Raw genomic sequence first — 26,697 nt, forward strand, 5'->3', positions numbered from 1 at the left:
AAGCAAGCAAGCAAGCAAGCAAGCAATTATACGCTTTGTTCTCAAGTTGTCAACCTCCTCGCAAGCGGGGAAAATACTCCCGATATTATAGCCGGGCATCCCGCCTTTGGGAACACCCGGCCAAGTGTGAATCTCTCTTTAGAAGTTCGCTGCTTCCTGTCCCGCGATTCTTCCGTACACCACGAAATCACTCACTGCCGTTCCGCCGAGCCTGTTCCCGCCATGAACTCCGCCCGTAACTTCTCCAGCCGCAAACAGTCCCGGAATGACCGTCCCGTCAGCCTTGAGGACTCTCGTGCGCCCGTCGATCTTCAGTCCGCCCATCGTGTGGTGGATTCCGGGCGTAACCTTGATCGCGTAGAACGGTGCCTTATCGAGCGGCTCGATGAAGCTCGTACGTCCGAAGTCAGGGTCTTTGCGCGCCTTCACGTAACCGTTCCAGTCGTTCATTGTCTTGGCGAAAACGTCTGCAGGAATCCCCAGCGTCTTGGCCAAGTCCTCGTACGTGTCGCCCTTGAACGTGTAGCCCTTCGAGATGTAGCCCTGAATAAGCAGCGAGTCATCAACCATCTTCTGGTCAATCACGAGCCACGCAAACGAGTTGGGCTGGTCTATCTCCGCCTTCGACACAACGTCGCGCGTCAGAACTTCGTCGATGAAGCGTTTACCCTCAGTGTTCACGAGGATAGCTCCGTCGCCGCGCAGTCCTTCGGTGATGAGGTTCGAGGAGTCGTACTGCACTGTCGGGTGAATCTGAATCTGCTTCATGTCGACAGTCGCCGCACCGAGCTCCTGAGCCATCGTTATGCCGTCGCCGTTAATGCCGGGTGCGTTGGTGGTCATGAAGCCTTCAAGCGCTGGGTTAAGGCGGGCAACCATCTTCAGGTTCGCTCCGAAGCCTCCCGTCGCGAGGACTACTGCCTTAGCGTTCACGGTTATCTTCGCGCCCCTGCTCGTCGCCTCAACGCCGGAAATCTTGCCGTCCTTCGTCGTGATTGATGTTGCCGTAGTCTCGGTGAGAAGCGTGATGTTGTTTCTCGCTCTTACGGCCTTCTCGAGTCTCGGGACAACGTAGCCTCCGACGGATACAACCTTGCCCTGTTCGTTCAGAGGACGGTGAATGCGCTTCACCGAAGCTCCGCCCGCAGCTCCTACCGACGTGAGGTCAATGCCGATAGTCTTCAGCCACGCTATAGCCGGTGCTGTTCCCTTCACGAGGGTTTCGACGAGCTCAGGGTCATTGATGCCGTGCCCGCCTATAATCGTGTCTAACTGCATGAGCTCCACGCAGTCGAAGTATCCTTCCGGCTTGGCCTTGTAGGCTTCCCACTTCGCTTTCACTGCCTCAGCAAGCGCAGTAACTGTCGCGTTGCCTGCCCACTTCTCGGCGGCCGTCTTTAAGGTCTTCTCGACTCCGGCTTCCTCGTTGAACTTGTTTTTGTCCTGCTCGGGAGTATCCGCCGCGTTCATTCCGCCCGAAGCACGCACAGAGTTTCCGCCGGTCATTGCCTGCTTCTCGATGAGGACGACCTTCTTGCCCGCGTCTGCCGCAACGATTGCCGCGATCATTCCTGCTCCGCCTGCTCCGATGACCGCAACGTCAGCGTCATACGTCTTGTCCTCTGCGACAACCGCCGAAGCCTTCTTGTAGTCCTCAGGGTTCACGCCAGCGGCCTTGAGAGCTTCTTCTGCGGCCTTGAGGAGTCCTGTTGAAGTTACGGTAGCTCCGCTCACGCCCTCGACGTTGATGGTGTTGCCTGCAACCATGTCACCTGGCATTCTCGCTACAGCAACAGAACCGATGCCGTCAGTCTCCTTCGGGCCCTCTGCCTTAACGTCAACAATCTTGCCGTCCTTGAGGGTGATGCTCATTGTGAGTGCTCCCGGACCTCCGAAGCCGTCTGCGTTTGCTGTGCCGGTAATGCTCCCGTCGGCGGCCTTCTCGGCTTTGGGCTCGGGGGCTGGCTGTGCAGGGGCTGGCTGTGCGGGGGCTGGTGCTGAGGCCTGAGCTTTGCCTCCTCCGAAGTCTGCCGGGTTGAGGCCTGCGGCGGTTAATGCCCTCTCTGCGGCCTGACGAAGTCCCGTTGAAGTCATCGTAGCTCCAGTAACTCCGTCAACTGCGATGCTGTTCGCGGCCACCATTGCGCCGGGCATGGCCTCGATGGCTTTCGAGCCTATTCCGTCGGTCTCCTTCGGACCCTGCGCGGTTACTGCGGTGATTTTACCGTCCTTGACGCTCACCGTAACACTGACTGCATCCTTGCCGCCGAAGCCGTCGCCGGTTCCTGTGCCGGTAAGGGTACTCTTTGCGTTCTGCTGGGTTATAACCATGATGGCAATAATCACTACAGCAGACACAAGCGCAAATACACGCTTCTTCATGTTTATAGTGCCTCCTTGAAATGTTTTGTGGAATGCGTATATTATGACAGAAAATTTTTCGCACACAGGGGGAATTTTTGTTCATGGGCAGAAAATTGATGCTGTCAGTCTTCGTGATTGCGTTGCTGGTTGTGCCGTCATTCGGGGCAGAGACGCAGGATCTCACGACGGACTATGTTACGAGGATACAGAGCGAGATAAGCTCTGACATCGGGAAACTCAGGGAATCCATCGAGGCAGAGCTTGCCGGGATAAGCCTCAGCAGTTCCGACGTTGCCGCACGAATCGCCGAACTCTCGGAGCTCACAGCGAAGGCTTCCGACGACATGTCAGCGTGGGGCTACACTCCCGAGCAGAGGGAAACGCACACCCGCATACTCTCGGAACTCTCCGTAGCTTACGCCGCTTACAGTGCTTTGACGGGAGGAAGCGAGGCTTCTGCTTCGGCTGATGTTGGCGTTGAGAATCTGGGTAATATCGTTTCGCCGGACATCAACGACAGCGACGCACTCAGGCAGGAGATCAGGAAGGTATCGCGCGGGCTCGACGTTCAGGTGTTCTACATACAGTCGAAGCTCAGCAAGTTACGCTTGGACTTGGCCGAAGCCTCCTTACTCAGCAAGAGGCTCAAGGAGGCTCAGGAGGGCGGCGAAGCTCTGGAACTTCCGCGTACTCACGTGCTCGAGCTCGAGGCGGCAAGGGTTAATGTCGCTCTTTCGCGTCTTCAGGTTCGTGCGCAGAAGCGTGCCCTTGACGCAAACGTCTCGGCAATTCAGCGTCTCAGAAGGCGGCTTGAGGACATGCAGAAGGTTATAGCTTTTCCGCAGTCTGTGCTTGACGAGAACCTCGAGGCACTGCAGGCGCGTCTGACCTCGCTAGCCGAAGAGATGTCCTCCGCACGCAAAGCCCTCGACTCCGCTAACTCCTCGCTGATACGCGCAAGAGCATCGTTAGGTTCAGGGGACGTGAACTCCCTCACCAACGCCAGCGCAAATTATGCGGCAAGAAGTGCGCGCGTGAACTACTGGGAGCACATGGTCTCGCTGATTGATGACGAGATCGTCCTTGTCCGCGAGGAACAGCAGGCTTGGCGGGACAGGTATAAGCTCTTCCACGACCAGGCCAGCGGCGAAGACATCTGGAAGATACGCGAGAACTCGGAGACAAGAATCGCCGAGCTACAGCGTCAGCTTGAAGGCGTGCGCACTATGGAGAGCACGATACTCCGCCAGATCGACACGACGCAGGCTCAGGCAGAAGGTATCAGCGGAACAGTTCAGCAGAACCTGATTCAGGCCGCCGACAACTACCGCAAGACGATCGCGGACATCTTCAACAGGTACGAGTCGCTTATTCCGCAGGCAGTGTTCCTTCAGCAGAGGCTCAACGCTGAGGCTAACGACCACCTGAGCGCACTCCGGCTCGCCGAGAAAGTGAGCTCGTTCAGCAAAGAGACGGTTATGGGCTTCCTGAACACCGAGCTGTGGCAGGGTGAAGGGTATTCCGTAACGGTGAGCAAGCTGATTATCGCTGTGGCAGTGTTCCTGTCGAGCTTCTTCCTCTCGTCGTGGGGCAGCAAGTGGCTGAAGCGCAGGATGATTAACCGCTTCAAGTCCAGTGTTACGGCAGCTAACGCAGTCCAGCGCATAACGTTCTACATCTTGTGGGTAGCTTTCGCGCTCATTGCCTTGAACATCGTGAAGATTCCGCTGACGGCATTTGCGTTCATGGGCGGTGCTATGGCGGTTGGATTAGGCTTCGGGATGCAGAACATCTTCAACAACCTGATAAGCGGCTTCATCGTGATATTCTCGCGCCCCTTCAAGGTCAACGACATCGTAGAGGTTGCGGGCACTCAGGGCATCGTCGAGGACATCGGCTCGCGCTCAACGACAATCCGCACGTGGGACGGGCTTGACGTTGTGCTGCCGAACAGATATTTTCTGGAAAACAGCGTAACCAACTGGACGGGCTCAGACCTCAAGAAGAGGGAGCTTCTGAAGGTCAGCGTGTCGTACGATGCTGACAGCCGCGAGGTGGAACAGTTATTGCTGGACATCGCTAACGGACACTCAAGCGTTCTGAAGAACCCTGCGCCGTTCGTTATCTTTAAGAACTTCGGTGATGACGGCCTCGAGTTCGAGATATACTACTGGATAGAGCTACGGAAGGCTTCGGGCGCAAAGGTCTCGAGCGACATGCGGCACCACATTGCGGCTGTGTTCAAGCGGGAGGGTATAAACATCCCGTATCCTCAGAGGGATGTGCACATCATCAAGGAATCAGCCGGAGCATGATAAAATATCGCCATCCAATCTAAGCAGTTTCAGGAGGCGTTAAGATTCATGAAGAAGGTAATCTTTATTGCGATGCTTCTGGTTTTCGCGGCGGCTTTCGCGGCTTTTGCTGAGCCTATGCCTGGAGGGACACGGTTAGTCTTCACCACCGGCGGAGCACAGGGAACGTACTACGGGTTCGGCGGAGTCTTGGCCGGAAAAGTCGGCGAGAAGACTTCCACGAAGGTAACGGTCATTGCTTCTGGCGGCTCGAAGGCGAACATTGAGGCGATGTCTGACGGCGACGCACAGCTGGGCTTCACGCAGTCCGACGTAGGGGCGTATGCCTTCAAGGGTACGAGGCTTTTCGAGAACGAGAAAATCTCTGACTTCTCGACTGTCGCAAATCTCTACATGGAGCAGGTGCAGATAGTAACCCTCAACCCTGAAATCAAGACAGTAGCCGACCTCAAGGGCAAGAACGTATCAATCGGAGCAGCAGGAAGCGGAGTGTTCTTCAACGCTGTTGACGTGCTGAAGGTGTACGGCCTTGACGTTGAGAAGGACATCAAGCCGACGTATCAGTCATTCGGTGATTCTGTCGAGGCACTGCAGGACGGGAAGATTGACGCGGCGTTCATCGTTGCGGGTGCACCTACGACGGCGGTAACTTCTCTCGCGGCCACGAAGAAGGTCTATCTTGTCAGCCTTGACGACGAGCACATAGTGAGCCTTCTTGCGGAGTCTCCGTACTACAGCAAGAACGTAATCTCCAAGAACACATACGGCACTGAAGATGACGCAATCACCGTAGCGGTCGGTGCAGTAGTTATAGCGCGCGATGATGTGTCTGAAGCTGACGTGTATAATTTCCTGTACGGAGTGTTCGAGAACAAGGACGAAATCACGGCGGCACACGCAAAGGGAGCAGAGCTGAAGCTGGACTTCGCGGCAAGCTACACAGCAGTCCCCTACCATCCCGGCGCAGTGAAGTATTACGCGGAAAAGGGAATGAAGGTATCCGGCAAGATAGTCGGCGACTAAGAGTTACCTGACACACAAACATAACGGAATTTGCGGGCGGCTGTGATTGACTTCATGGCCGCTTATGCTTTAAGGAGGAATGATAATTTATGAGTGATACTGACTTGACGAAGGAAGATATTGCGCAAATGGAAGCCAACGTTGACGCGGTAATGAAGAAGTACGACCGCGAATCCAACGTCCGGCACTGGTACGGCACTCCGGCAGTGATCGTGCGCTGGTTGTCCGCGCTGTTCTCGGTGTACTGCATTTACGTTACGCTGTTCAGCACTGCGATGCCGGAAGTCAGGCTGAATGTGTTTCTTGGCCTGATTCTGATTCTGGGTTACCTGCACTACCCGATACGCAAGACGCACCACCGCGTGAACCACATACCGATTTACGACGTGATAATCATGCTCGCGGGAGTGATACCGTTCTTCTATTTCGCGTACAATGCCGAGAGCATAATCAGGCTGGCACTCCGCGTAACGAGCCCCCGCAACCCCAACTACAGAATCATGATAACTATGGCGGTGCTCGCGATACTGTCTGCTATGGAGCTGTGCAGGCGGTGCGTCGGGATTCCGATTCTGTGTGTTGTTGGTGCACTGATGGTTTACGCGTTCTCGACGGTGAGGTTCGGGAAGGTGATTTACGACCTGTTCTACTCGACGGGCGACGGACTCAGGAGCACGCCTATAGAGGTCTGCGCAAAGTACATTGTGGTGTTCATAATCTTCGGTGCATTCCTCGAGCGCACGGGAATATCAACGTTCTTCATCAACCTCGCGAACGCCATAGCCGGAGCTTCCGCCGGAGGGCCAGCGAAAGTCGCGGTAATCTCTTCTGCACTGTGCGGAATGGTCAGCGGTTCGTCCGTCGGGAACACCGTAACGACAGGCAGCGTAACAATCCCTATGATGAAGCGCACGGGTTACAGGCCGGAGTTTGCCGGTGCAGTAGAGGCGGCGGCATCGACGGGCGGGCAGATTATGCCTCCGATAATGGGAGCGGCGGCGTTCCTGATGGCGGAATACATGGGCATCCCGTACTCTCAGGTTGCGCTGAAAGCGATTCTCCCTGCTGTGCTCTACTTCACGGGAATATACATTGCTGTTCACCTCGAGGCCAAGAAGCTGGGCTTGAAGGGAATCCCGAAGGAGGAGCTCCCTCACATTCTGAGCCTGCTGCCGAAAATCTACCTTCTGCTTCCGCTCGTTGTTCTGGTCTTCATGGTCTCGACCAACATGTACACAATGCAGTTCTCGGCGGCAATAGCAATCGGCATCGCAATTTTCGTGGGGCTGTTCAACTCCGACGACAGGATAACGTTCAAGAAGGTGATTGACGCTCTCGAGGCCGGAGGTCGCGGGACAATCACGGTAGCTGTTGCGTGTGCGATGGCTGGGCTTGTTGCCGGGTGCATAACGTCAACGGGACTCGCCAGCGAGATTATCACGATGGTAGTGAACGTCTCGGGAGGGCACGCGTTCATTGCGCTGTTCCTCACGATGCTGTGCTGTATCGTTCTGGGAATGGGAGTCCCGACGACTGCTAATTATTGCATTATGGCGGCGACCTGCGCACCGATTCTGATGGCTCCGGCAATCGGCATCGAGAAGATCTGCGCACACTTCTTTGTGTTCTACTTCGGGATAGTTGCGGACATAACACCGCCTGTTGCACTTGCGGCCTATGCGGGAAGCGCAATCGCCAAAGCTCCGCCGATGAAGACCGCCTTCAACGCGACGAAGCTGGCGATCGGTGCGTTCATTGTGCCGTACATTTTCGCGTTCACGCCTGCGATGCTGTTCGAGAACGTTCAGCCGATAATCGAGATTGCGAACGCCGGGCCTGTCCTGACGAATATTCTTGTTGCGCTCGAGATTGCGTTAATCTGCGGGACGGCACTGCTGGGGATATTCGGTGTAGCGGCATCGCTGAACGGGTATCTTTACGGGCCGATGAACTTCCTGATGAGGATAGTGATTTGCGCGGGAGGTTTGAGCATGTTAGTGCCAGGCATAGTGAGCGACATTGTGGGGCTGGTGCTTGTCGGGTTTGTGGCAAGTATGCAGTACATGAAGAGGAAGCAGAACAATCCTGCGTAAGAACAACCCCCCGCTTCATCAACGGGGGGCTTCGTTTATCCTTAGTCGCTCATACTGCTTATCGATATTTCGTTGTGCACCCGCCGAATCGCCTCAGCAAACAGCGGAGCTATCGACAGCTGCATTATCTTCGCAGAACGTTTGCTTTCGGGTATCGGTATCGTGTCCGAGAAAACCAGCTTCTCTATCGCACAGGCCTCTATCCTCTCCACCGCCGGATCAGACAGCACCGCGTGAGTCGCACACGCAAACACCCTCGCGCATCCTCTCTCCTTCAGGCCGTCCGCCGCGTGGCAGATCGTCCCCGCTGTGTCGATGATGTCATCAACCAGAATCGCCGTCCTACCCTTGATGTTCCCGACAATGTCCATCACCTCAGAGACATTCTGCTTCTCGTAGTTGCGCCTCTTGTCCACTATGGCTATGTCCGTGTTCAGCATCACCGCAAACTTCCGCGCACGCGCAACCCCTCCGACATCCGGCGACACTACAACGACTTCACCCCTCGACAGCTGGTCGTAGAGTTCCGTCCTGAAATGTTCGGCCAGGAGCTTCATTCCAGTCAGGTGGTCAACAGGAATGTCGAAGAAGCCCTGAATCTGTCCCGCGTGAAGGTCTGCCGTGATTACCCTGTCAATTCCTCCATGCGTCAGAAGGTTCGCGACAAGTTTCGCCGTGATGGGCTCGCGGGGCTTGGCCTTCCTGTCCTGCCGGGCATACCCGAAGTACGGGATTACTGCATTCACGTAGCTGGCTGAAGCTCTCCTCATTGAGTCCGCCATAATGAGCAGCTGCATAATGTTTTCATTGACCGGTGCACATGTAGGCTGGATGATGAAAACATCAGAACCCCTCACGCTCTCGTTCAGCGAGACTCCTATCTCTCCGTCGGCAAACCTGTAGTGCTTCGCATCCGAAATCGGAACGTTAAGCTCACTGCTGATTCTGTCTGCAAACTCCCTGTGCGCTGTGCCTGTGAATATCTTGAGGCCGTTTCCTCTGGACAAGATTATTACTTCCTTTCGGGTTTAGGCTTGATGGTGTTTCCTTGATGACCAGTCCGCAATATTTGTCTGCCGTGCCCTGCCTACTCCTAGTGCGTTTTCAGGGACTTGCCGGGTTATCACGGACCCCGCCGCTGTAGCTGCACCGTCCTCGATTTCTACGGGTGCTACGAACATTGTGTTAGAGCCGACAAAACAGTTGTTGCCGATGCGCGTTGGGTGCTTGTGTTCCCCGTCGTAGTTGCAGGTTATGCTTCCCGCTCCGATGTTCACGCCGTGTCCGAGCGTCGCGTCTCCCATGTACGACAGGTGAGGGACTTTGCTCCTCTCGCCTATCCGTGAGTTCTTGAGCTCGACGAACTTCCCTGCAAACGCGTGAGGTTCTAAGCATGAGCCATCCCGAATGTAGCAGAAAGGCCCGGCCTTCGAGTCGTCCTGAAGCTCGCTGTCCTCAATAACTGCGTACGCTACAACCTCGACGTTCCGGCCAAGTACAGCATTCCTCAGGATTGAGCCTGAACCGATATAGCAGCCTTCGCCGATTCTGCTCTTCCCGAGAATCTGGACGTTGGGCATTATCGCGACATCTGGAGACAGTTCCGCGTCGGCACTGATATACACCGTCGACGGATCAACTATCCTCACGCCTTCCTTCATCCAGCGGGCTAGTATACGTTCGCGCATTACCCTCGTAACTTCCGCAAGTTCCGCCTGAGTGTTCACGCCCTTCATCTCCTCTTCGGGGAGGGTGAAAGCTCCTGTGTTCATTCCGCGTGCGTTCATGAGGCCGAGCGCGTCAGGAAGGTAGTACTCGTGCTGAATGTTATCGTTCGTGATGGAGTCTATTACGTTGTCGAGGGATTCTACCCTGAAAGCGTAGCATCCGGCGTTGACCTCCTGAATCCTGCGCTGTTCTTCCGTTGCGTCCTTGTACTCCACGATGCTCACGGAATCCTTCAGGCGTATTATCCTGCCGTATTCGTTGTGGTAGTCCGCAATGAACGTTATCACCGTGCAGTCGTATTCTTCGCAGCAGGAGGCAAGTTCGCTGAGGCTTTCGGGCTTCAGGAGGGGGACATCACCGTTCAGCACGACCATGTGCTTATACCTGCCCCACCATTGGCGGGCTGACTTTACGGCGTGGCCTGTGCCGAGCTGCTCCTTCTGCCACAATACATTTACTGTCGGGAAATTCTGTGAGATGTGTGCTTCGACTAACTCTCCCCCTGAACCTACAAGCACACCGATGTCTTCGGGAGCTATTCCGGCTCTGAGAGCATTATTGATGACGTAATCGATAATGGGACGGTCAAGAATGGGCTGTAACACTTTCGGTATTGCGCTCTTCATTCGCGTGCCTTTTCCTGCGGCCATAATGAGAACGCAAAAGCTATTCATACCTGCATCACCTCTGAGTGAACATGTGGCTGGGATGGATGGATTCGAACCATCATTACAGGATCCAAAGTCCCGCGTCCTGCCCTTGGACGACATCCCAACTGAAATTTTGTTCCACGTGAAAACGCGCTAATTATATCACGCCAAAAAATCCCGCCCTGTGTTCGGCAGAATGTCTATCCTAGCGTCAGGAAGTTCCGGCAAATCGGAATGAGCATCATCGTCCATCAGCTTGGCGAAATCGTCAGCATCCAGCACTTCGCGTTCAAGGAGAGTTGCGGCTATCTTGTCCATGAGTGCCCTGCGTTCGGTGAGGATTGCACGTGCCTTCTGGTAGCACGCGTCGATGATAGCTTTTACTTCCTGGTCAATCTTGTACGCAACTTCCTCGCTGTAGTTTCTGTCCTCTGAGATGTCGCGTCCCAAGAAAATCTCTTCGCGCTTGTTCCCGAGCTTCACGAGCCCCAGACTGTCGCTCATTCCCAGCTGTGTAACCATCTGGCGGGCTGTCTGCGTTGCGCGTTCGAGGTCGTTTGCCGCACCGCTGGTTACGTCGTTGAACACAATCTCTTCGCTCACGCGTCCGCTGAGGAGAACGGCTATCCTGTTCATGAGTTCGGACTTCGACATCAAGAACCTGTCCTCTTCCGGGAGCTGCAGTGTGTAGCCCAACGCGGCGTGTCCTCTGGGGATGATGGAGATTTTGTGCACGGGGTCAGAGCCGGGAAGAACCTTCGCGACGATCGCGTGTCCTGTCTCGTGGTAGGCGATTATGCGCTTCTCCTTGTCGCTGATGAGACGGCTCTTGCGTTCCGGGCCGGCCATTACGCGCTCAATGCCTTCCTCGAGGTCTTCCATGCCGATTTTGTCCTTGCCATGACGTGCGGCCAAGAGCGCGCCTTCATTGACGAGGTTCTCTAGGTCTGCGCCGACGAGTCCGGGTGTCTGCCTCGCTAAAATTCCTACATCAACATCATCCGCAAACTGTTTGTCCTTCATGTGAACCCTCAGAATCTCTTCGCGTCCCTTAACGTCCGGGCGGTCAACGGTTATGTGTCTGTCGAACCTTCCCGGCCTCAGCAGTGCGGGGTCGAGAATGTCGGGTCTGTTCGTCGCCGCAATGAGTATCGTGCTGCTGGTGTCGTCGAAGCCGTCAAGCTCAACAAGAAGCTGGTTAAGTGTCTGCTCGCGTTCGTCATGCCCGCCGCCGAGTCCCGCTCCTCTGTGCCGTCCGACTGCGTCCATCTCGTCGATGAAGATTATGCACGGCTGGTACTTCTTGGCCTGCTCGAAGAGGTCTCGTACTCTCGCCGCACCAACACCTACGAACATTTCAACGAAGTCTGAGCCCGACGCGCTGAAGAACGGAACATCAGCTTCACCGGCCGCCGCGCGCGCAAGAAGAGTTTTGCCCGTGCCGGGAGGGCCGACGAGGAGGACTCCCTTAGGGACACGCGCACCGAGCTTGCGGAACTTCTCAGGGTCTTTCAGGAAGTGTATAACCTCCTGCAGTTCCTCTTTCGACTCATCGCACCCCGCAACATCCGCGAACGTAACTTTAGGTTTGTTGTCGAGAAAGAGTTTTGCTTTGCTCTTGCCGAAAGACATTATCCTTCCGCCGCCGCCCTGCATGTTATAGAGGAAGTATATCCACACGCCGATGAGCAGCAGCGTCGGGAACAGCGAGGTCATTAGCGATGTCAGCCACGTGTTCTTCTGTGGAGCCTCGAAGGTTACGGTGATGCCTTTGGCGACAGCTTTTTCCGCAATGCCGGACACGTCGATGCCGTAGGTCAGGAAACGCTGGCCGCTGACGGTCTCGCCCTGCAACGTCGCAGAACTGGATTCGCCGGGAATGGTGTTGTTGCGTATCTGCAGTATGCGGATGTTCCCGGCTTCGAGGTCTGAGACGAACTGCGTGTAGCTGATTTCGTCGTACTGTTTCTGGACTTCTTCTGGTGCTAGGAACATGTTGACCATAGACACCACAACAAGAACGAGCACAAGATAGAGCCCGAGATTCTTCACGATCTTGTTCAAGATAGATAATCCCTCCAACGGGTAAGATATAATTTCATGAGATAGCAAGCATTATAACAGAGGGGGAAACCTTAGATGAATGACAATTACTATGACGCGCTTGAACTCCCGCTGAATGACTGGCAGATACTCTTTGCTTCATGGGGAGAGCCTAAGTTCCGGGCAGGGCAGGTGTGCCAGTGGATATACGCAAAAAAGGTGTTCGGTTACCACGACATGAGCAACCTCTCCAAGCCCCTGCGCCAAAAGCTCACCGAGAACGTTCTGATGACTCTTCCCATCTTGATACGACAGCAGACTTCGCGGGACGGCACAAAGAAATTCCTGTGGCAGCTGGCGGACGGCTCACGCATAGAGAGCGTACTCCTGAATCACGGCGGGCACAAGACAGCCTGCATCTCGAGCCAGGCCGGGTGTCCGCTGGGCTGTACGTTCTGCGAGACGGGAGCTAACGGTTTCACGAGGAACTTGACGCGCGGCGAGATTCTCGGGCAGTTCCTTGTGATGGAGAAGATGAACGGCTCTGACATCAACAACATTGTCTTCATGGGAATGGGAGAACCTCTGCTGAATGAAGCGGCGGTGTTCTCTGCTGTACGTTCGCTGAATGACAAAGACATGCGCAATCTCGGTGCACGGCACATCACCATCTCTACCTCAGGGGTTGTTCCGGGAATCGAGGACTTGGCCGACTTCGAGATACCGTTACGTCTCTCAGTGTCCCTTCACGCGCCAAATGACGCGCTGCGCTCAAAGCTGATGCCCATCAACAAGCAGTATCCTCTGCAGAAGCTGACCGCCGCACTCAGGAGATACCACGAGCGCACAGGTGAACGCATAACCTTCGAGTACGCGTTAATCGATCACGTGAACGACGAGCCGGAACACGCTTACGAGATGGCGGCACTGCTTGACGGCCTTGCTCCGTACATCAACCTGATACCGTTCAACCCGATACCCTCGAGGCCGGAGCTTGCACGGTCGGATGCTTCAAGGGTAAAGGCGTTCTGTGCGGCACTCTCCGAGCTTAAGATAGAGTTTGAGCTTCGCAAGGAGAGGGGCGGTGATATTATGGCCGCGTGCGGTCAGCTTGCCGCGTCAGGTAATCTTCGTACGCCATCCTGATGCCGTCGCGGAGGTCTGTCTTGGGATGCCAGCCCATAGCCTGCGCCTTGCTCGTGTCCATGACCTTGCGCGGTGTCCCGTTGGGCTTGCTGGTGTCCCACTCAACCGCTCCCGTGTAACCCACAGCCTCAGCCACAAGCTCAGTGAGAGCCTTTATCGTAATCTCCCTGCCGCTTCCTGCATTGACGGTCTCGTTCCCTGAGTAGCTGTTCATCAGGAACACGCACAGTTCAGCGAGGTCGTCGACGTACAGGAACTCACGCAGGGGGCTTCCGTCTCCCCAGCAGATTACCGACGACGCGCCGGAAATTTTCGCTTCGTGGAATCTCCGAATCAGCGCGGGCAGAACGTGCGAGTGTTCGGGGTGGTAGTTATCGTTCGGGCCGTAAAGGTTGCACGGCATCACAGAAATGTAGTCCGTGCCGTACTGTGTGTTGAGGAACTCGCAGTACTTCAGGCCGGAAATCTTCGCGATAGCATAGGCCTCATTCGTCTTCTCGAGGTAACCAGAGAGCAGGTACTCTTCCTTGATGGGCTGGGGGCACATTCGCGGGTAAATGCACGACGAGCCCAGAAACTCCAGCTTCTTACAGTTGTTCGCGAAGGCTGAGTGAATGATATTCATCTCTATCATCATGTTAAGGTACATGAAGTCCGCAAGTGCCGCAGAGTTCGCGCCTATCCCTCCGACTTTAGCCGCCGCCACAAACACGTACTCCGGCTTCTCGCGTGCAAAGAACTCCTCAACTTCACTCTGTCGCGTAAGGTCTAACTCACTGTGCATACGCGTAATTATGTTCGTGTAGCCTTGACGGTTGAGCTCCCTAACGATTGCTGAGCCGACCATTCCTCGATGTCCGGCTACGTAGATTTTCGCTTCCTTGTTCATGTTATCGCTTCTCCTTAATGACGTATAATTATCCCATGAAATCAATTCTCTTACACATTTGCTGTGCACCCGACGGCTCTGTTCCTGTTCCTGACCTTCTGGCTGAAGGCTGGAACGTTACGGGCTTCTTCTACGGCAGCAACATTCACCCGCAGGAAGAGTACATCAGACGGCTCGAGGCTGTGAACATCCTCGCACAGCACTGCGGGATTAACTGCGTGTTAGGGTGCTACGAGCCTGAAGAGTGGCTTGACGGTGTCAGAGGCCTTGAGGCAGAACCCGAAGGCGGCAAGAGATGCGAACGGTGCTTCACGATTCAGCTCGAGGCTTCTGCGCGTGAGGCGGTGAAGCTGGGCTGCGAGTACCTGTGCACGACCCTCACCATCAGCCCCCACAAGAACGCCTCCCTAATCAACACGCTCGGCCAAGACATAGCCGCATCACACGGGCTTCAGTGGGAAAATCGTATATGGCGGAAGAAGGACGGTTTCCTCCGCAGTGTCAGGGCATCACGCGAGCTCGGGCTGTACCGGCAGAATTATTGCGGGTGCACGTTCAGCATATAGGCTATAATTCCTGCATACACCAACAAATCAGGAGGAATAGTTTATGCAGCAGCTTTATGCCACGTGGCGAATGTCCTACATCGAAGCCCCGAAACATGACGGGTGCATCTTCTGCGATTTTCCGGCAGAGCACAAGGACGACGAACATTTCATTGTTCACAGGGGCAAAACGTGCTTCGTCATCATGAACCTTTACCCCTACAATCCCGGGCACATGATGGTGATACCTTTCCGGCACACGAACATCTACGAATCCCTTACCGACGAAGAAGCCCTAGAGCTCCACAGCCTCACCTCGAAAGCCATCACCGTCCTCAAGAAAGTTATGCGTCCTGACGGCTTCAACATGGGCATCAACTTAGGCCAGACCGCCGGAGCAGGAGTAGCAGGGCATCTTCACCGGCACATAGTCCCGCGCTGGAACGGCGACAATAACTTCATGCCGGTTCTCTCTGAAACGCGCGTGCTCTCCGATGCAATCGCCAACTCCTGGCGCAAGATAAAGGATGCCTGGAACGACAGCCTATAGTGAGCCCGCAAAACCCGTAACCTTCACGGAGAAGGTCAAACGCTCGGAGTTCATCGCGAACGTCTCAGTGTGCCACGACGAGGAAGAGGCACGAGCCTTCATCGCCGCTGTCTCCTCAGAGCACAGGGACGCGACGCACAACTGCCGGGCGTTCGTTCTCGCTGACGGGACGGAATATTCTTCCGACGACGGCGAACCTTCAGGCACAGCAGGCAAGCCCATCCTCAACGCAATTAAGCACGCAGGAGTCGTTAATGCTGCCGTTGTCGTAACGAGGTACTACGGCGGGGTGAAGCTCGGAGTTAGGGGGCTTATCGACGAATACGGCGGGATTGCGGAGAAGGCACTTGCTCTCGCCGGAAGTGTGGAACGCGTCGTAACAAAGAAGCTCGGTGTGTCGATGGGCTATGAGGCTGTCGGGACTGTTACGCGGCTGCTTGAAGGTGCTGGAGCGTCGGGCTTGGTGTGGGATTACGGCGAAGGGGTCAGCGTGAAAGCTGATGTGCCGGTGAGCGAATATGAGAGGGTTGCTCGAGAGCTCGAGGAGCTTAGGGCACGGAAAGTTATTGCAGAATGGGTTATAATACGCAGATGATTCCGGCTAAAACAATAACATAAATTCAGGAGGGTCGTTATGAGCGATATTGTCTTACCGTTAGAAGCGGATACAAGAATGCTCATTGACCGAAGCCTTGAGAATCTTGGCTGGAAAGCTGGCGGCAGACAGAAGAATATATATCCTGAATCCCCCCGAACTGTACAGGAACGCAGAAAACTGGAGGGGAAACGTCCCGATTATGTCTTGTACTCAAAGACGATTAACAGACCTCTAATCATAATTGAGGCCAAGCGCAGAGGTTCACGCCTTGACAGCGCGCTCGAACAAGGAATAGCTTATGCCCGCATCCTAGAAGTTCCGTTGGTTTTCGCTACTGACGGCGTATTCTGCAAATCATTCCACACATTCGCGAACCGCCCCCCTATCCTGAACGGTGAGGAAATTCATGAACTTATCCGCGAGGCTCTGGCTCTGCGTTATCTGAACACGCACGAGGTCAACACAGTAAGCCCCAAAGTCCAGTACAGCCGCAAGGAACTCATAAAGGTATTTGACGAAGCCAATAACATACTGCGCGCTGAAGGCTTGAGGGCAGGCATTGAACGTTTCGGGGAATTTGCGAATATACTTTTCCTGAAGCTGATTGATGAGAACGAACAGGCCAAGCTGGAGAGAGGCGTTGCTTCAACTTTTGATCCTGCCTGCAGCTGGGAGGCAGTAAAGGATGTTCCGTCTTCAGCCAGAATAGACTACATTAACAGGACTGTGTACGAGAGGCTGAATGCACTTTACAGGACGGATATATTCACTCCGCTGCAGATAAGAGATGTCAGCATACTTGATGACATTATGGACAAGCTGGATTCTCTTACGCTTACAGATGTTGACAGCGATGTGAAGGGCGATGCATTTGAGTACTTCCTCAGGTCTACGACATCAACGCAGAATGATTTAGGCGAGTATTTCACGCCCCGCCACATCGTGAGGACTATGGTCAGGCTTGTCAATCCGCGCATAGGCGAGAAAGTTTATGACCCGTTCTGCGGAACAGGAGGCTTCTTGATTGAGGCGTTCCGGCATATCTATAACAACATGGCTAGGACGGAGTCAAACCTTGCACTTTTGAGGGGGAGCACAATATACGGCAACGAGATAACCAATACAGCGCGCATCACCAAGATGAACATGATTCTTGCAGGGGACGGGCACAGCAACATTCACATGAAGGACAGCCTCGCAGACCCTGTTGACGGGGAATATGACGTTGTGATTACGAACATGCCGTATTCGCAGACGACAAAGCACGGTGCTCTGTACGAACTTCCGGGCAACAACGGGGACAGCATATGTGTTCAGCACTGCATAAGAGCCGTAAACGCTGCTTCTCCTGATGGGAGGATGGCTATTGTAGTACCTGAGGGATTTCTGTTCCGCAAAGATTTGGCGAGAGTTCGGGAGTATCTTCTGGAGAGATGCGAATTGCGGAGCGTAATTTCTCTGCCTCAAGGAGTGTTTTTGCCGTACACAGGAGTGAAGACCGACATCATTTATGCAGAAAAGGTGAATCAGGGGCATGGAGCATTCAGCGGACGAAAATATTTCTGGTACTTTGATGTGAAGAGCGACGGCTATACGCTGAACAACCAGCGCAGGAAACTTGATGAGCCCGGCGACTTAACAAGATATGAGGAGTACCGCAGACTTGATGACGAGCAGCGAGAGGATATGATTCGGGCAGGGTTTGAGGTGATTCCGTTCGACAGGGTGCGGGAGAATGGATTTGTGCTTGTAGGCAGGATGTACAGGCAGCAAAAGGCTGTACATTCAGGACGCTGTGCCTCAGGAGAATGCAAAGCCTTAGCGGAAATTGCATTATTCAGTCCGTCAAAAGATGAAGTGAGGCATCTTGCCGGTGATACTGCAGTTTCGTTTGTGCCGATGTCTGACATCAACACTTTTAATGCTTCGTTTGAGGCAAGAGAAGAACGTAGGCTCGAAGATGTTATTAAAGGGTATTCTTATTTTAGGGATGGAGATGTTCTTCTAGCCAGAATAACACCTTGCTTTGAGAATGGTAAAGCAGGAGTAGCCCGCAATCTCAAGAACGGAATAGGCTTTGGGTCTGCGCAACTCCTTATTATGCGTGCGAATAGTGAAATTGTTTATCCTGAGTGGATTTTCTATCACATTAATACCCACGAATTTATAGACAGCGGGAAAAATTACATGATAGGTACAGCAGGACAACAGATGCTGACTCTTGACTATGTGAAGCAATACCGCATTCCTGTACCTCCCCTTGAAGTTCAGAGAAGCATTATTGCAGAGCTTGAAGGCTACCAAAATATAATCTCCGGCGCAAAGAAAGTCATAGCATCATATGTCCCCCATCTTCCGCCTTACGAAGGAAGGATTGCAGCATTAGGCTCAACAGAATTGTTCGACATACAATCCGGCGGAACCCCAAGCAGCACGGAGCCTCAGTATTGGAACGGCGGAATCAACTGGATAACGCTCGCTGACCTGCCGCCAGAAGATTACGTTACGGAGATAAAAAGCTCTGAGAGAACAATCACACAAAAAGGCCTGGATAAATCCAGTGCGAAATTATTGCCTGTTGGTGCCGTTTGCGTCTCAACAAGAGCTACGATTGGACGAGTAGGCATTGCCCGCGTACCGTTGGCGACAAATCAGGGCTTCAAGAATGTCATCATCAAGGACACAAGCATTATTATGCCGGAGTTTCTGGCTCTGCTGCTGCGGGCGAAAGCTGATGAGATGAATGATTTAGCTTCAGGAGCAACGTTCAAAGAGGTATCAAAGTCTAATTTTGCAACCATTACTGTAAACATTCCGCCGCTGGAAGAACAGCAAAGGATACTCGCTGAGATCAAACACGAGCAGTCCCTCATAGAGCCGTCAAGACAGCTCATAGAGATTTTCTCCCGCAAGATACAATCACGCATCAATGACCCCTGGGAACAATAACATCATGAATATCACGATGCTCGGAACAGGGAATGCGCTGGTTACGGAATGCTTCAACACCTGCTTCATCCTCAGCAGCGAGGCCGGAAATCTCCTCGTTGATGCAGGAGGCGGGAATGGGCTGCTTCACCAGCTCAAGCACGCAGGCTTCACCCTGCAGGACATTCACAGCGTGTTTATCACCCACCAGCATATAGATCACCTTCTCGGCGTTGTCTGGCTCATACGCATAACAGCACAGCTCATGAACAAGGGAACGTATGACAGCGAGCTTCAAATCTACTCTCATGATGAAGTTATCCCCCTCCTTCATGACCTCTCGCAAAAATTATTGCTTCCGTATCAATCGGCGTTTGTCGGAAAACGCATTCACCTTCACACAGTCAGCGACGCACAGACTCTCCGGCTGATCGGCCAGGAGTTCACGTTCTTCGACATACATTCAGCCCGTACAAAGCAATACGGCTTCAGGATGCTTTACGGCGGAAAGGTGCTGATCTGCTACGGCGATGAACCCTGCCACAGAGAGACGGAACATTACGCGGAAGGTGCGGAGTGGGTTCTTCACGAGGCCTTCTGCCTGTACTCTGAGGCCGAAACCTTTAAGCCCTACGAGAAACATCATTCCACCGTCAAAGATGCCGCTTCACTCGCGCAGAGGCTGGGCGTGAAGAATCTCCTGCTCTACCACACTGAAGACTCAGACCTCGCGCACAGGAAGGAACGTTACACCTCCGAAGCACGGCAATACTTCTGCGGGAATGTATATGTTCCTGATGATTTGGAGAGTCTCGCGCTTTTGTGAGGGTTGATTTTGCGGCCTTTGCGGGTTAATCTTTCACGCGAAATTTTTTCGGAAGTGAGATTAATCCATTATGCTCATCAAAATTTTACTGGTAGTTGTATTTTTCGGGCTGATGCTCGGCATAGGTTTTTACTGCCGCAAGCATTCCACTGACGTTAGCGGCTTCGTTCTCGGCGGGAGGTCTGTCGGGCCGTGGCTCACTGCTTTTGCCTACGGGACAAGCTACTTCTCGGCGGTCGTGTTCGTGGGTTACGCGGGGCAGTTCGGATGGCGTTACGGCATCGCGGCGACGTGGGCAGGACTCGGAAACGCGTTTATCGGTTCGCTGATGGCTTGGGCAGTTCTCGGCCGCCGCACCCGCATAATGAGCCAGTACCTGTCCAGCGCAACAATGCCCGACTTCTTCGGCAAACGTTTCAACAGTGACGCGCTCAAGATTGTTGCATCACTGATATGTTTCGTGTTCCTCATCCCCTACACAGCTTCTCTCTATAACGGTTTGAGCCGACTTTTCGGAATGGCTTTCAGTGTAGATTACTCCGTGTGCGTTGTGTTCATGGCAGTGCTCACGGGAATATACGTCGTAGCTGGCGGTTACATGGCTACGGCAATCAATGACTTCATTCAGGGAATAATAATGCTCGTCGGAATTGTCGCGGTAATCATCGCAGTCCTCGAGAGCAAGGGAGGTTTCACGGCGGCACTTGCCGGAATCGCGAAAATCTCTGACCCCAAAGCAGCGAGCGAGCTTGCGCAGTCGCCGGGAGTCTTCGCGTCATTCTTCGGGCCTGACCCCGTGAACCTGCTGGGCGTTGTTATCCTTACGTCTCTGGGAACTTGGGGACTGCCGCAGATGGTGCAGAAGTTCTACGCCATCAAGAACGAGGGCGACATCAACAAAGGCACGGTGATTTCTACGTTCTTTGCGCTGGTTGTTGCGGGAGGATGCTACTTTCTCGGGGGCTTCGGAAGGCTCTTCACCGAACAGCTTAACCCGACGGCCGCCGGAGTTCCTGCGGGAGGCTATGACTCCGTTATTCCCGTAATGCTCTCAGGACTGCCTGACATTCTGCTGGGTGTCGTCGTGATTCTCGTGCTCTCCGCGTCAATGTCTACCCTGTCTTCTCTGGTCTTGGCCTCGAGCTCAACATTAACCCTTGACCTCCTGAAGGGACACATCATCAAGGACATGGACGAGAAGCGTCAGGTGAAGATTATGCGTGTGCTTATCGTGGTGTTCATCGCAATTTCTGTTGTGCTCGCGCTGATACAGTACCGCTCCAACGTAACCTTCATTGCGCAGTTAATGGGCGTGTCTTGGGGAGCACTGGCGGGGGCATTCCTTGCGCCGTTCATGTATAGCCTCTACTGGAAGGGTGTAACTAAATTATCATGCTGGGTGAACTTCCTGTTCTCGAGCGTCGTGATGGTCGCAAACATTTTCGTGAGGCCGGACTTCCCTCCGCTCCTGCAGTCTCCGATTAATGCGGGCGCGTTCTGTATGCTAGCAGGGTTCTTGATTGTGCCGGTTGTGAGCCTCGTAACTCCCAAGCCCGACAGAAAGTTTGTCGATGATGCGTTCTCCTGCTACACCAAGACCGTAACAGTCAGGCAGTCCAGCGCGTTGGCTGACGACGAATGAGAGTCATAGACATTCACACCCACACGTTCCCTGAGAAAATCGCGGCACGTGCAATTTCTGTGCTTCGAGCCAAGAGCCACACCGTGAACTTCTCCGACGGAACGCTAGAGGGTCTTGCGCGCTCAATGTCTGAAGCCGGGATAACGTGCTCGGTCATTCAGCCTGTGGCAACGAACCCGAAGCAGGTTGTTCACGTGAATGACTCCTCGATTGCCATCAACGAGAGGTTCACGGAGACGGGGATAATGTCATTCGGAGCAATGCACCCTGACTTTGAGGGATATGCTGATGAACTGGCGAGGCTTTCGCGGGCTGGCATTAAGGGCATCAAGCTGCACCCTGTGTATCAGGGCGTGAACATCGACGATGAACGTTACATCAGAATCCTCCGCCGATGCGGTGAACTTGGCCTGATCGTGCTGATGCATGCTGGATGGGATATAGGTTTTCCCGGCGGTGAACAGGCACTCCCTGAGAGGATTGAACGTGCACTGCGTGAGGCAGAAGATGTCCTCGTGATACTCGCTCACATGGGCGGGTGGAAGGCGTGGCGCGAAGCAGAAGAAGTTTTCGCACGTAGCAATGTGTACATTGACACGGCGTTTTCTCTCGGAGAGTTCACACCGAACGGCGGCGGGTATTACTCTTCACGCGATGAATGCCGGATGCTCGGAGCTGAAGAGTTCGTGAAGATGATTCATGCTTTCGGGGCTGAACGCGTGCTGTTCGGGACGGATTCCCCGTGGGCATCGCAAGCTGAAACACTGCGGGCTGTGTCCGAACTGCTGAACGAGGACGAGAAAGCGCAGATACTTTCCGCAAACGCACAAAGACTACTCAACATATAGTTACTGCCTCCCTTGAACAATCAGGGGGGGCTTCATTATAATTACCCCTAGTTTCCCAATATTCACACAACTAAATAATTTGTCATGAAGGAGGACTCTTAATGGCAGGCAAAACATTTCCCCCCGGCTTTCTGTGGGGAGGAGCAACCGCCGCTAATCAGTGCGAGGGTGCCTACACCGAAGGCGGGCGCGGACTATCGAGCGTTGACACCGTACCGGCTGGCTCTGAGCGCATGAAGGTAGCTCGCGGCGAGCGCATCATGCTCGAGTGCGAACCTGGCTTCACGTACCCGGCACATGAGGCTATCGACATGTACCACCACTACAAGGAGGACATAGCTTTATTCGCGGAGATGGGCTTCAAGTGCTACAGGCTCTCCATCGCGTGGACGCGCATTCTCCCGAACGGCGACGATGATACCCCGAACGAGGAAGGCCTAGCGTTCTACGAGGATTTGTTCAGGGAGTGCAGGAAGTACGGCATTGAACCACTCGTAACCATCGACCACTTCGACACACCGATAGCGTTAATCAAGAAATACGGCGGCTGGCGAGACCGCAGAATGATTGATGCGTACCTCAAATACTGCCGGGCAATATTCACGCGCTACAAAGATTTAGTGAAGTACTGGCTGACCTTCAACGAAATCAACATGCTGCTTCACATGTCGTTCATGGGGGCGGGCATCGCGTTTGCTGATGGCGAGGACAAAGAGCTGGTGAAGTATAGGGCAGCGCATCACGAACTTTTAGCCAGTGCGAAGGCCGTAAAGCTGGCTCACGAGATTATGCCCGGCTCAATGGTCGGCTGTATGCTCGCGGCGGGACAGTTCTACCCGTACTCCTGCAATCCTGCTGACGTTTGGGACGCGGCGGAGAAGGACAGGGATAATTACTTCTTCACGGACATTCAGGCGCGGGGCGAATATCCTGTGTGGGCGTTGAAGAGAATGGAACGCGCTGGCATCACAAACATCTTCGAGGACGGAGACGCTGAAGTTTTGCGTGAAGGAACGGTGGACTTCGTGTCGTTCTCGTACTACTGCTCGAGGTGCACTACTGCAGACCCGGAAATTTTCGCGAAACACCAGAGGCCGGGAAATGCGGTGTTCCGTGCTGTGGAGAACCCATACCTGAAGCATACGGAATGGGGATGGCAGATTGACCCGCTGGGACTGAGGATAACCGTCAATGCGCTGTATGACCGTTACCAGAAGCCGCTGTTCGTTGTGGAGAACGGGCTCGGTGCGAACGACACGCCGGAAGCTGACGGGAGCATTCACGACACGTACAGGATAGAGTACCTGAAGGCGCACCTGCTGGCTCTGAGGGACGCGATAACTGAGGACGGGATTCCTGTGATGGGGTTCACTGCGTGGGGGTGCATTGACCTTGTGAGTGCGTCGAGCGGGGAGATGAAGAAACGTTACGGGATGATTTACGTCGACAAGGACGACGAAGGCAGAGGAACTCTGAAGCGTTCGAGGAAGGACAGCTTCTGGTGGTACAAGGGAGTGATTGCGTCGGACGGTGCAAGCCTTGATTATTGACGAAGTGAGGAGTACTAATGCGACGCAGAGAATTTTTATTGCCCTTGCTGGTGAGCTTGGTATTTTTTTCAGGGTTATTGTCATTGGCAACATACTCGTATGCTACTCAAAGCGAAGCCTTGAAAAAATATGCAGAGCTTGGGAACGCTGAAGCACAATGTTATTTGGGGCTTATGTACGCAGTCGGTGATGGAGTACAGCAAGACTACACAGAAGCTTTCAAGTGGTTTAGTAAGTCTGCAGAACAAGGTCTTGCAGTAGCAGAAGTCAATCTGGGACATATGTACTATTACGGCTATGGCACAGAAGAGGATGATGCTGAAGCCTTCAAATGGTATAGCAGAGCCGCTAAACAGGGACTTGCTGAGGCTCAATGTAAGCTAGGCGATATGTACCGTTGGGGGCGTGGGGTGAGTAAAAGTTACTCAGAGGCTGCTAACTTTTATCGTAAAGCGGCAGAACAAGGCCTTGCAGAAGCTCAGTACGAGTTAGGGTGTATGTATTACTCAGGCTATGTGGATGGAGACTATTTGCAAGGCAACATCAGGGTGGCAATTGAATGGTGGACTAAAGCCGCTGAACAGGGACATGTACAAGCCCAACATCGCCTTTGGTTTAATTACGAATATGACATGAGGGTTCAGAACAAATGGAGAGCCTTCAAGTGGTGTCGCAAATTAGCTGAAAATGGAGATGCTGACGCTCAATACCATTTAGGAGATGTGTACTCTGATGGCGAGATAGTGAGTCAAGACAAATCAGAGGCTATGAGGTGGTATAGCAGAGCCGCGGAAGGATACCATAAAGAAGCCGCTAGGAAAGACCTCCGGGGAAAATTTTTTGCTCCGATAGCACAATACAAATTGGGGAGAATATACGAAAACGGAATCGGAGTCCCGAAAGACCTTAACGAAGCGCGCAAATGGTATGAACAAGCAGCTGCTAATGGGAATGAGGACGCAGAACAAGCCCTCGAACGCCTGAGGTAATCTGCGACAAAACAACTAAAATTTCACAGGAGGTAGCACAATGGACTACAAGGAATTAGCCGAAAAACTCATCGAGCTCGTCGGTGGAAAGTTCAACGTCAAAGGTGTAGTGCACTGCGCAACACGTCTGCGCTTCACCCTCAACGACGACACCAAAGCTAACACTGACGCAATCACCAAGCTGAAGGGCATTCTTCAGGTCGTCAACGCCGGAGGACAGTACCAGATTGTCATCGGCCCGGACGTTCCGCAGGTGTATCAGGAAGTCGTAGCTGCCGGAGGGTTCGAGTCCTCTGCCGCAATCGATGACCCCAACGCCGAGAAAGAGGACAACCGCTCGAAGCTGAGCAAGCTCCTCGAGAGCATCGCAAGCATCTTCCAGCCCATCATCCCCGCAATCACCGGCGCAGGACTCTTGAAAGCCTTGATGGCTCTGTTCGTGTGGCTGGGGTGGCTGAAGTCCGGCACTCAGACCTACACAATCCTTAACGCGATGGCAGACGCAGCTTTCTACTTCATGCCCATACTCTTGGCCGCGTCTTGTGCCAGAAAGTTCAAGTGCAATCAGGGCAACGCATTAGCCCTCGCCGGAGTGCTGGTGTATCCGTCATTCGTGAGCCTACTCGGCGGGAAAGAGGCCGTTACGTTCTTGGGCTTCCTCCCCGTAACCAAAGCTATTTACGCCTCATCAGTCATACCGATAATTCTCGGCGTGTGGTTCATGTCGGTAGTTGAGCACTGGATACAGAAGGTTTCTCCGCGCTCGATAAAGTTCTTCTCCGTTCCTCTCGTCAGCCTCGTCGTCGGAGCAACCGTAACGATTACGCTTCTCGGGCCTTTGGGTTCGTGGGCTTCCGGGCTCATCAACTCGCTGTTCACGTGGATGAACGCCACAATTCCTTGGCTCGTCCCGACAGTCGTAGGCATCTTCTCTCCGCTGCTCGTCATGACTGGCACACATTACGGACTTATCCCCATCGGCACGAACAACCTCGCCACAGTGAAGTGGGACTCCGTCGTCATCGGAATGCTCCCCTCCAACGTTGCGCAGGGTGCGGCTGGTCTTGCAGTTGCAGTGCGCTCGAAGAACCCCGACACGAAGCAGCAGGCTTCATCTGCAGGACTTACTGCCGTTCTCGGAATCACTGAGCCGGTGCTCTACGGTGTCAACATGCGCTTCACGTTCCCGCTTTATGCCGCGATGATCGGCGGAGGGCTCGGAGGCCTGTACATGGGACTGACGCGCGTTGCGAGGTTCGCGGGCGGTTCTCCGGGACTCTTGGTTCTGCCGGGCTACATCCCTCACGCTGAGGCTCTGGCGATGGGCTACACAATGACGAACTTCATGCACGCTGTGATAGGCGGCGTAGTGATTGCGTTCGTCGGTTCGTGGGTGGCGTGCAACATCATGTTCGACATCTGGAAGAAGCAGGGCAAGCTCGCACCCGAAGAACTCGGCCAAGTTCTGCCCGACGTACCTGATGATGCAATCGTCGCTGTGGCTGACGGAAGGTTCATCGGCCCGGACGAGATTAAGGACGAAGCATTTGCGGGACAGTCGATGGGACAGACAATCGCGGTTGACCCTGCCGACGGAATAATAGCCGCACCGGCAAACGGCACGATAGAGATGATTTTCCCGACGGCTCACGCTTTCGGCCTCAGGATGAAGGACGGTACGGGGCTTCTCGTTCACATCGGAATAGACACCGTGAAGCTCAACGGCAAGGGCTTTACCCTCCTCAAGAAGCAGGGCGACACCGTCAAGGCCGGAGAACCTGTTGTGCGCGTTGACCTCGATGCGGTTAAGGGAGCTGGTTACAGTCCGCAGACCATCGTGGTAATCACCGAGCCTGTCCGTGAAGACGAGCTGATGTCGTTCATCGAGTTCGGAGCTTCCGTGAAGAGGGGCGACAGCTTGATGAAGTAATGTAGTGTATAATTTTTCCCTGCTTTTGACGGCAGGGGGC

Annotated in this window: 19 protein-coding genes and 1 tRNA gene; 14 read left to right on the plus strand and 6 right to left on the minus strand. The window is 54.0% G+C overall.

What is annotated here, in order from left to right; all coding sequences use genetic code 11:
• Positions 1 to 138: 138 nt before the first annotated feature.
• Positions 139 to 2,382 (minus strand): flavocytochrome c, encoded by a 2,244-nt coding sequence (locus tag IJT02_04100; protein ID MBQ7544107.1) that lies wholly within the window; start codon positions 2,380 to 2,382, stop codon positions 139 to 141.
• Between the two features lie 83 nt (positions 2,383 to 2,465).
• On the opposite strand from IJT02_04100, the gene IJT02_04105 reads away from it, so the two are divergent.
• The 3 genes from IJT02_04105 to IJT02_04115 all read left to right on the plus strand — a co-directional run bounded on the left by IJT02_04105 (position 2,466) and on the right by IJT02_04115 (position 7,795).
• Entirely contained in the window at positions 2,466 to 4,679 is a 2,214-nt protein-coding gene (locus IJT02_04105; GenBank protein MBQ7544108.1) for a mechanosensitive ion channel, read from the plus strand.
• A gap of 48 nt (positions 4,680 to 4,727) precedes the next feature.
• Positions 4,728 to 5,702, plus strand: a complete 975-nt coding sequence (locus tag IJT02_04110) for a TAXI family TRAP transporter solute-binding subunit (protein ID MBQ7544109.1) — start codon at positions 4,728 to 4,730, stop codon at positions 5,700 to 5,702.
• Between the two features lie 89 nt (positions 5,703 to 5,791).
• Complete coding sequence (locus tag IJT02_04115) at positions 5,792 to 7,795, plus strand: TRAP transporter fused permease subunit (protein ID MBQ7544110.1); 2,004 nt, start codon at positions 5,792 to 5,794, stop codon at positions 7,793 to 7,795.
• Between the two features lie 41 nt (positions 7,796 to 7,836).
• Here IJT02_04115 and IJT02_04120 read toward each other — a convergent pair whose 3' ends face one another.
• The 4 genes from IJT02_04120 to ftsH all read right to left on the minus strand — a co-directional run bounded on the left by IJT02_04120 (position 7,837) and on the right by ftsH (position 12,237).
• Positions 7,837 to 8,805, minus strand: a complete 969-nt coding sequence (locus tag IJT02_04120) for a ribose-phosphate pyrophosphokinase (GenBank protein ID MBQ7544111.1) — start codon at positions 8,803 to 8,805, stop codon at positions 7,837 to 7,839.
• An 18-nt stretch (positions 8,806 to 8,823) separates the two neighbouring features.
• Positions 8,824 to 10,197, minus strand: a complete 1,374-nt coding sequence (glmU, locus tag IJT02_04125; protein MBQ7544112.1) for a bifunctional UDP-N-acetylglucosamine diphosphorylase/glucosamine-1-phosphate N-acetyltransferase GlmU — start codon at positions 10,195 to 10,197, stop codon at positions 8,824 to 8,826.
• Between the two features lie 26 nt (positions 10,198 to 10,223).
• Positions 10,224 to 10,297 (minus strand) — tRNA-Gln (locus IJT02_04130).
• Positions 10,298 to 10,335: 38 nt separating this feature from the next.
• On the minus strand, positions 10,336 to 12,237 hold the full coding sequence (gene ftsH, locus IJT02_04135; protein ID MBQ7544113.1) for an ATP-dependent zinc metalloprotease FtsH: 1,902 nt from the start codon (positions 12,235 to 12,237) through the stop codon (positions 10,336 to 10,338).
• A gap of 75 nt (positions 12,238 to 12,312) precedes the next feature.
• Here ftsH and rlmN point away from each other — a divergent pair, with 75 nt between their 5' ends.
• The gene (gene rlmN / locus IJT02_04140; protein MBQ7544114.1) at positions 12,313 to 13,362 is read left to right on the plus strand and encodes a 23S rRNA (adenine(2503)-C(2))-methyltransferase RlmN; all 1,050 of its coding nucleotides are present in this window, start codon (positions 12,313 to 12,315) and stop codon (positions 13,360 to 13,362) included.
• Here rlmN and IJT02_04145 read toward each other — a convergent pair.
• A complete protein-coding gene (locus tag IJT02_04145; protein ID MBQ7544115.1) occupies positions 13,307 to 14,251 on the minus strand; it encodes a GDP-L-fucose synthase in 945 nt (314 codons plus the stop codon). The genes rlmN and IJT02_04145 overlap by 56 nt on opposite strands.
• 35 nt (positions 14,252 to 14,286) lie before the next feature.
• Between IJT02_04145 and IJT02_04150 the strand changes: the two genes are divergently transcribed.
• The 10 genes from IJT02_04150 (at position 14,287) to IJT02_04195 (ending at position 26,657) form a co-directional block, all read left to right on the plus strand.
• Positions 14,287 to 14,817, plus strand: a complete 531-nt coding sequence (locus tag IJT02_04150; GenBank protein ID MBQ7544116.1) for an epoxyqueuosine reductase QueH — start codon at positions 14,287 to 14,289, stop codon at positions 14,815 to 14,817.
• Between the two features lie 43 nt (positions 14,818 to 14,860).
• Positions 14,861 to 15,346, plus strand: a complete 486-nt coding sequence (locus IJT02_04155) for an HIT domain-containing protein (GenBank protein ID MBQ7544117.1) — start codon at positions 14,861 to 14,863, stop codon at positions 15,344 to 15,346.
• Entirely contained in the window at positions 15,324 to 15,941 is a 618-nt protein-coding gene (locus IJT02_04160) for a YigZ family protein (protein ID MBQ7544118.1), read from the plus strand. Before IJT02_04155 ends, IJT02_04160 begins: the two co-directional genes overlap by 23 nt.
• Positions 15,942 to 15,980: 39 nt before the next feature.
• The gene (locus IJT02_04165) at positions 15,981 to 18,893 is read left to right on the plus strand and encodes an N-6 DNA methylase (protein ID MBQ7544119.1); all 2,913 of its coding nucleotides are present in this window, start codon (positions 15,981 to 15,983) and stop codon (positions 18,891 to 18,893) included.
• A gap of 4 nt (positions 18,894 to 18,897) precedes the next feature.
• Positions 18,898 to 19,698, plus strand: coding sequence for an MBL fold metallo-hydrolase (locus tag IJT02_04170; protein MBQ7544120.1), 801 nt, complete (start codon positions 18,898 to 18,900; stop codon positions 19,696 to 19,698).
• Between the two features lie 70 nt (positions 19,699 to 19,768).
• On the plus strand, positions 19,769 to 21,340 hold the full coding sequence (locus tag IJT02_04175) for a sodium:solute symporter family protein (GenBank protein ID MBQ7544121.1): 1,572 nt from the start codon (positions 19,769 to 19,771) through the stop codon (positions 21,338 to 21,340).
• Positions 21,337 to 22,188 carry an amidohydrolase gene (locus tag IJT02_04180; GenBank protein ID MBQ7544122.1) on the plus strand — a complete coding sequence of 284 codons (852 nt, stop codon included), beginning with the start codon at positions 21,337 to 21,339 and terminating at the stop codon, positions 22,186 to 22,188. The genes IJT02_04175 and IJT02_04180 overlap by 4 nt, the downstream gene beginning before the upstream one ends.
• A gap of 101 nt (positions 22,189 to 22,289) precedes the next feature.
• Positions 22,290 to 23,738: a 6-phospho-beta-glucosidase gene (gene ascB, locus IJT02_04185; protein ID MBQ7544123.1), complete on the plus strand. Its 1,449-nt coding sequence runs from the start codon at positions 22,290 to 22,292 to the stop codon at positions 23,736 to 23,738.
• Positions 23,739 to 23,755: 17 nt separating this feature from the next.
• Positions 23,756 to 24,727, plus strand: coding sequence for a sel1 repeat family protein (locus IJT02_04190; protein ID MBQ7544124.1), 972 nt, complete (start codon positions 23,756 to 23,758; stop codon positions 24,725 to 24,727).
• A gap of 40 nt (positions 24,728 to 24,767) precedes the next feature.
• Positions 24,768 to 26,657, plus strand: a complete 1,890-nt coding sequence (locus tag IJT02_04195; protein MBQ7544125.1) for a PTS glucose transporter subunit IIA — start codon at positions 24,768 to 24,770, stop codon at positions 26,655 to 26,657.
• The last annotated feature ends 40 nt before the right edge of the window (positions 26,658 to 26,697 follow it).

It is taken from the genome of Synergistaceae bacterium (assembly GCA_017450125.1).
GTDB lineage: Bacteria > Synergistota > Synergistia > Synergistales > Aminobacteriaceae > JAFUXM01.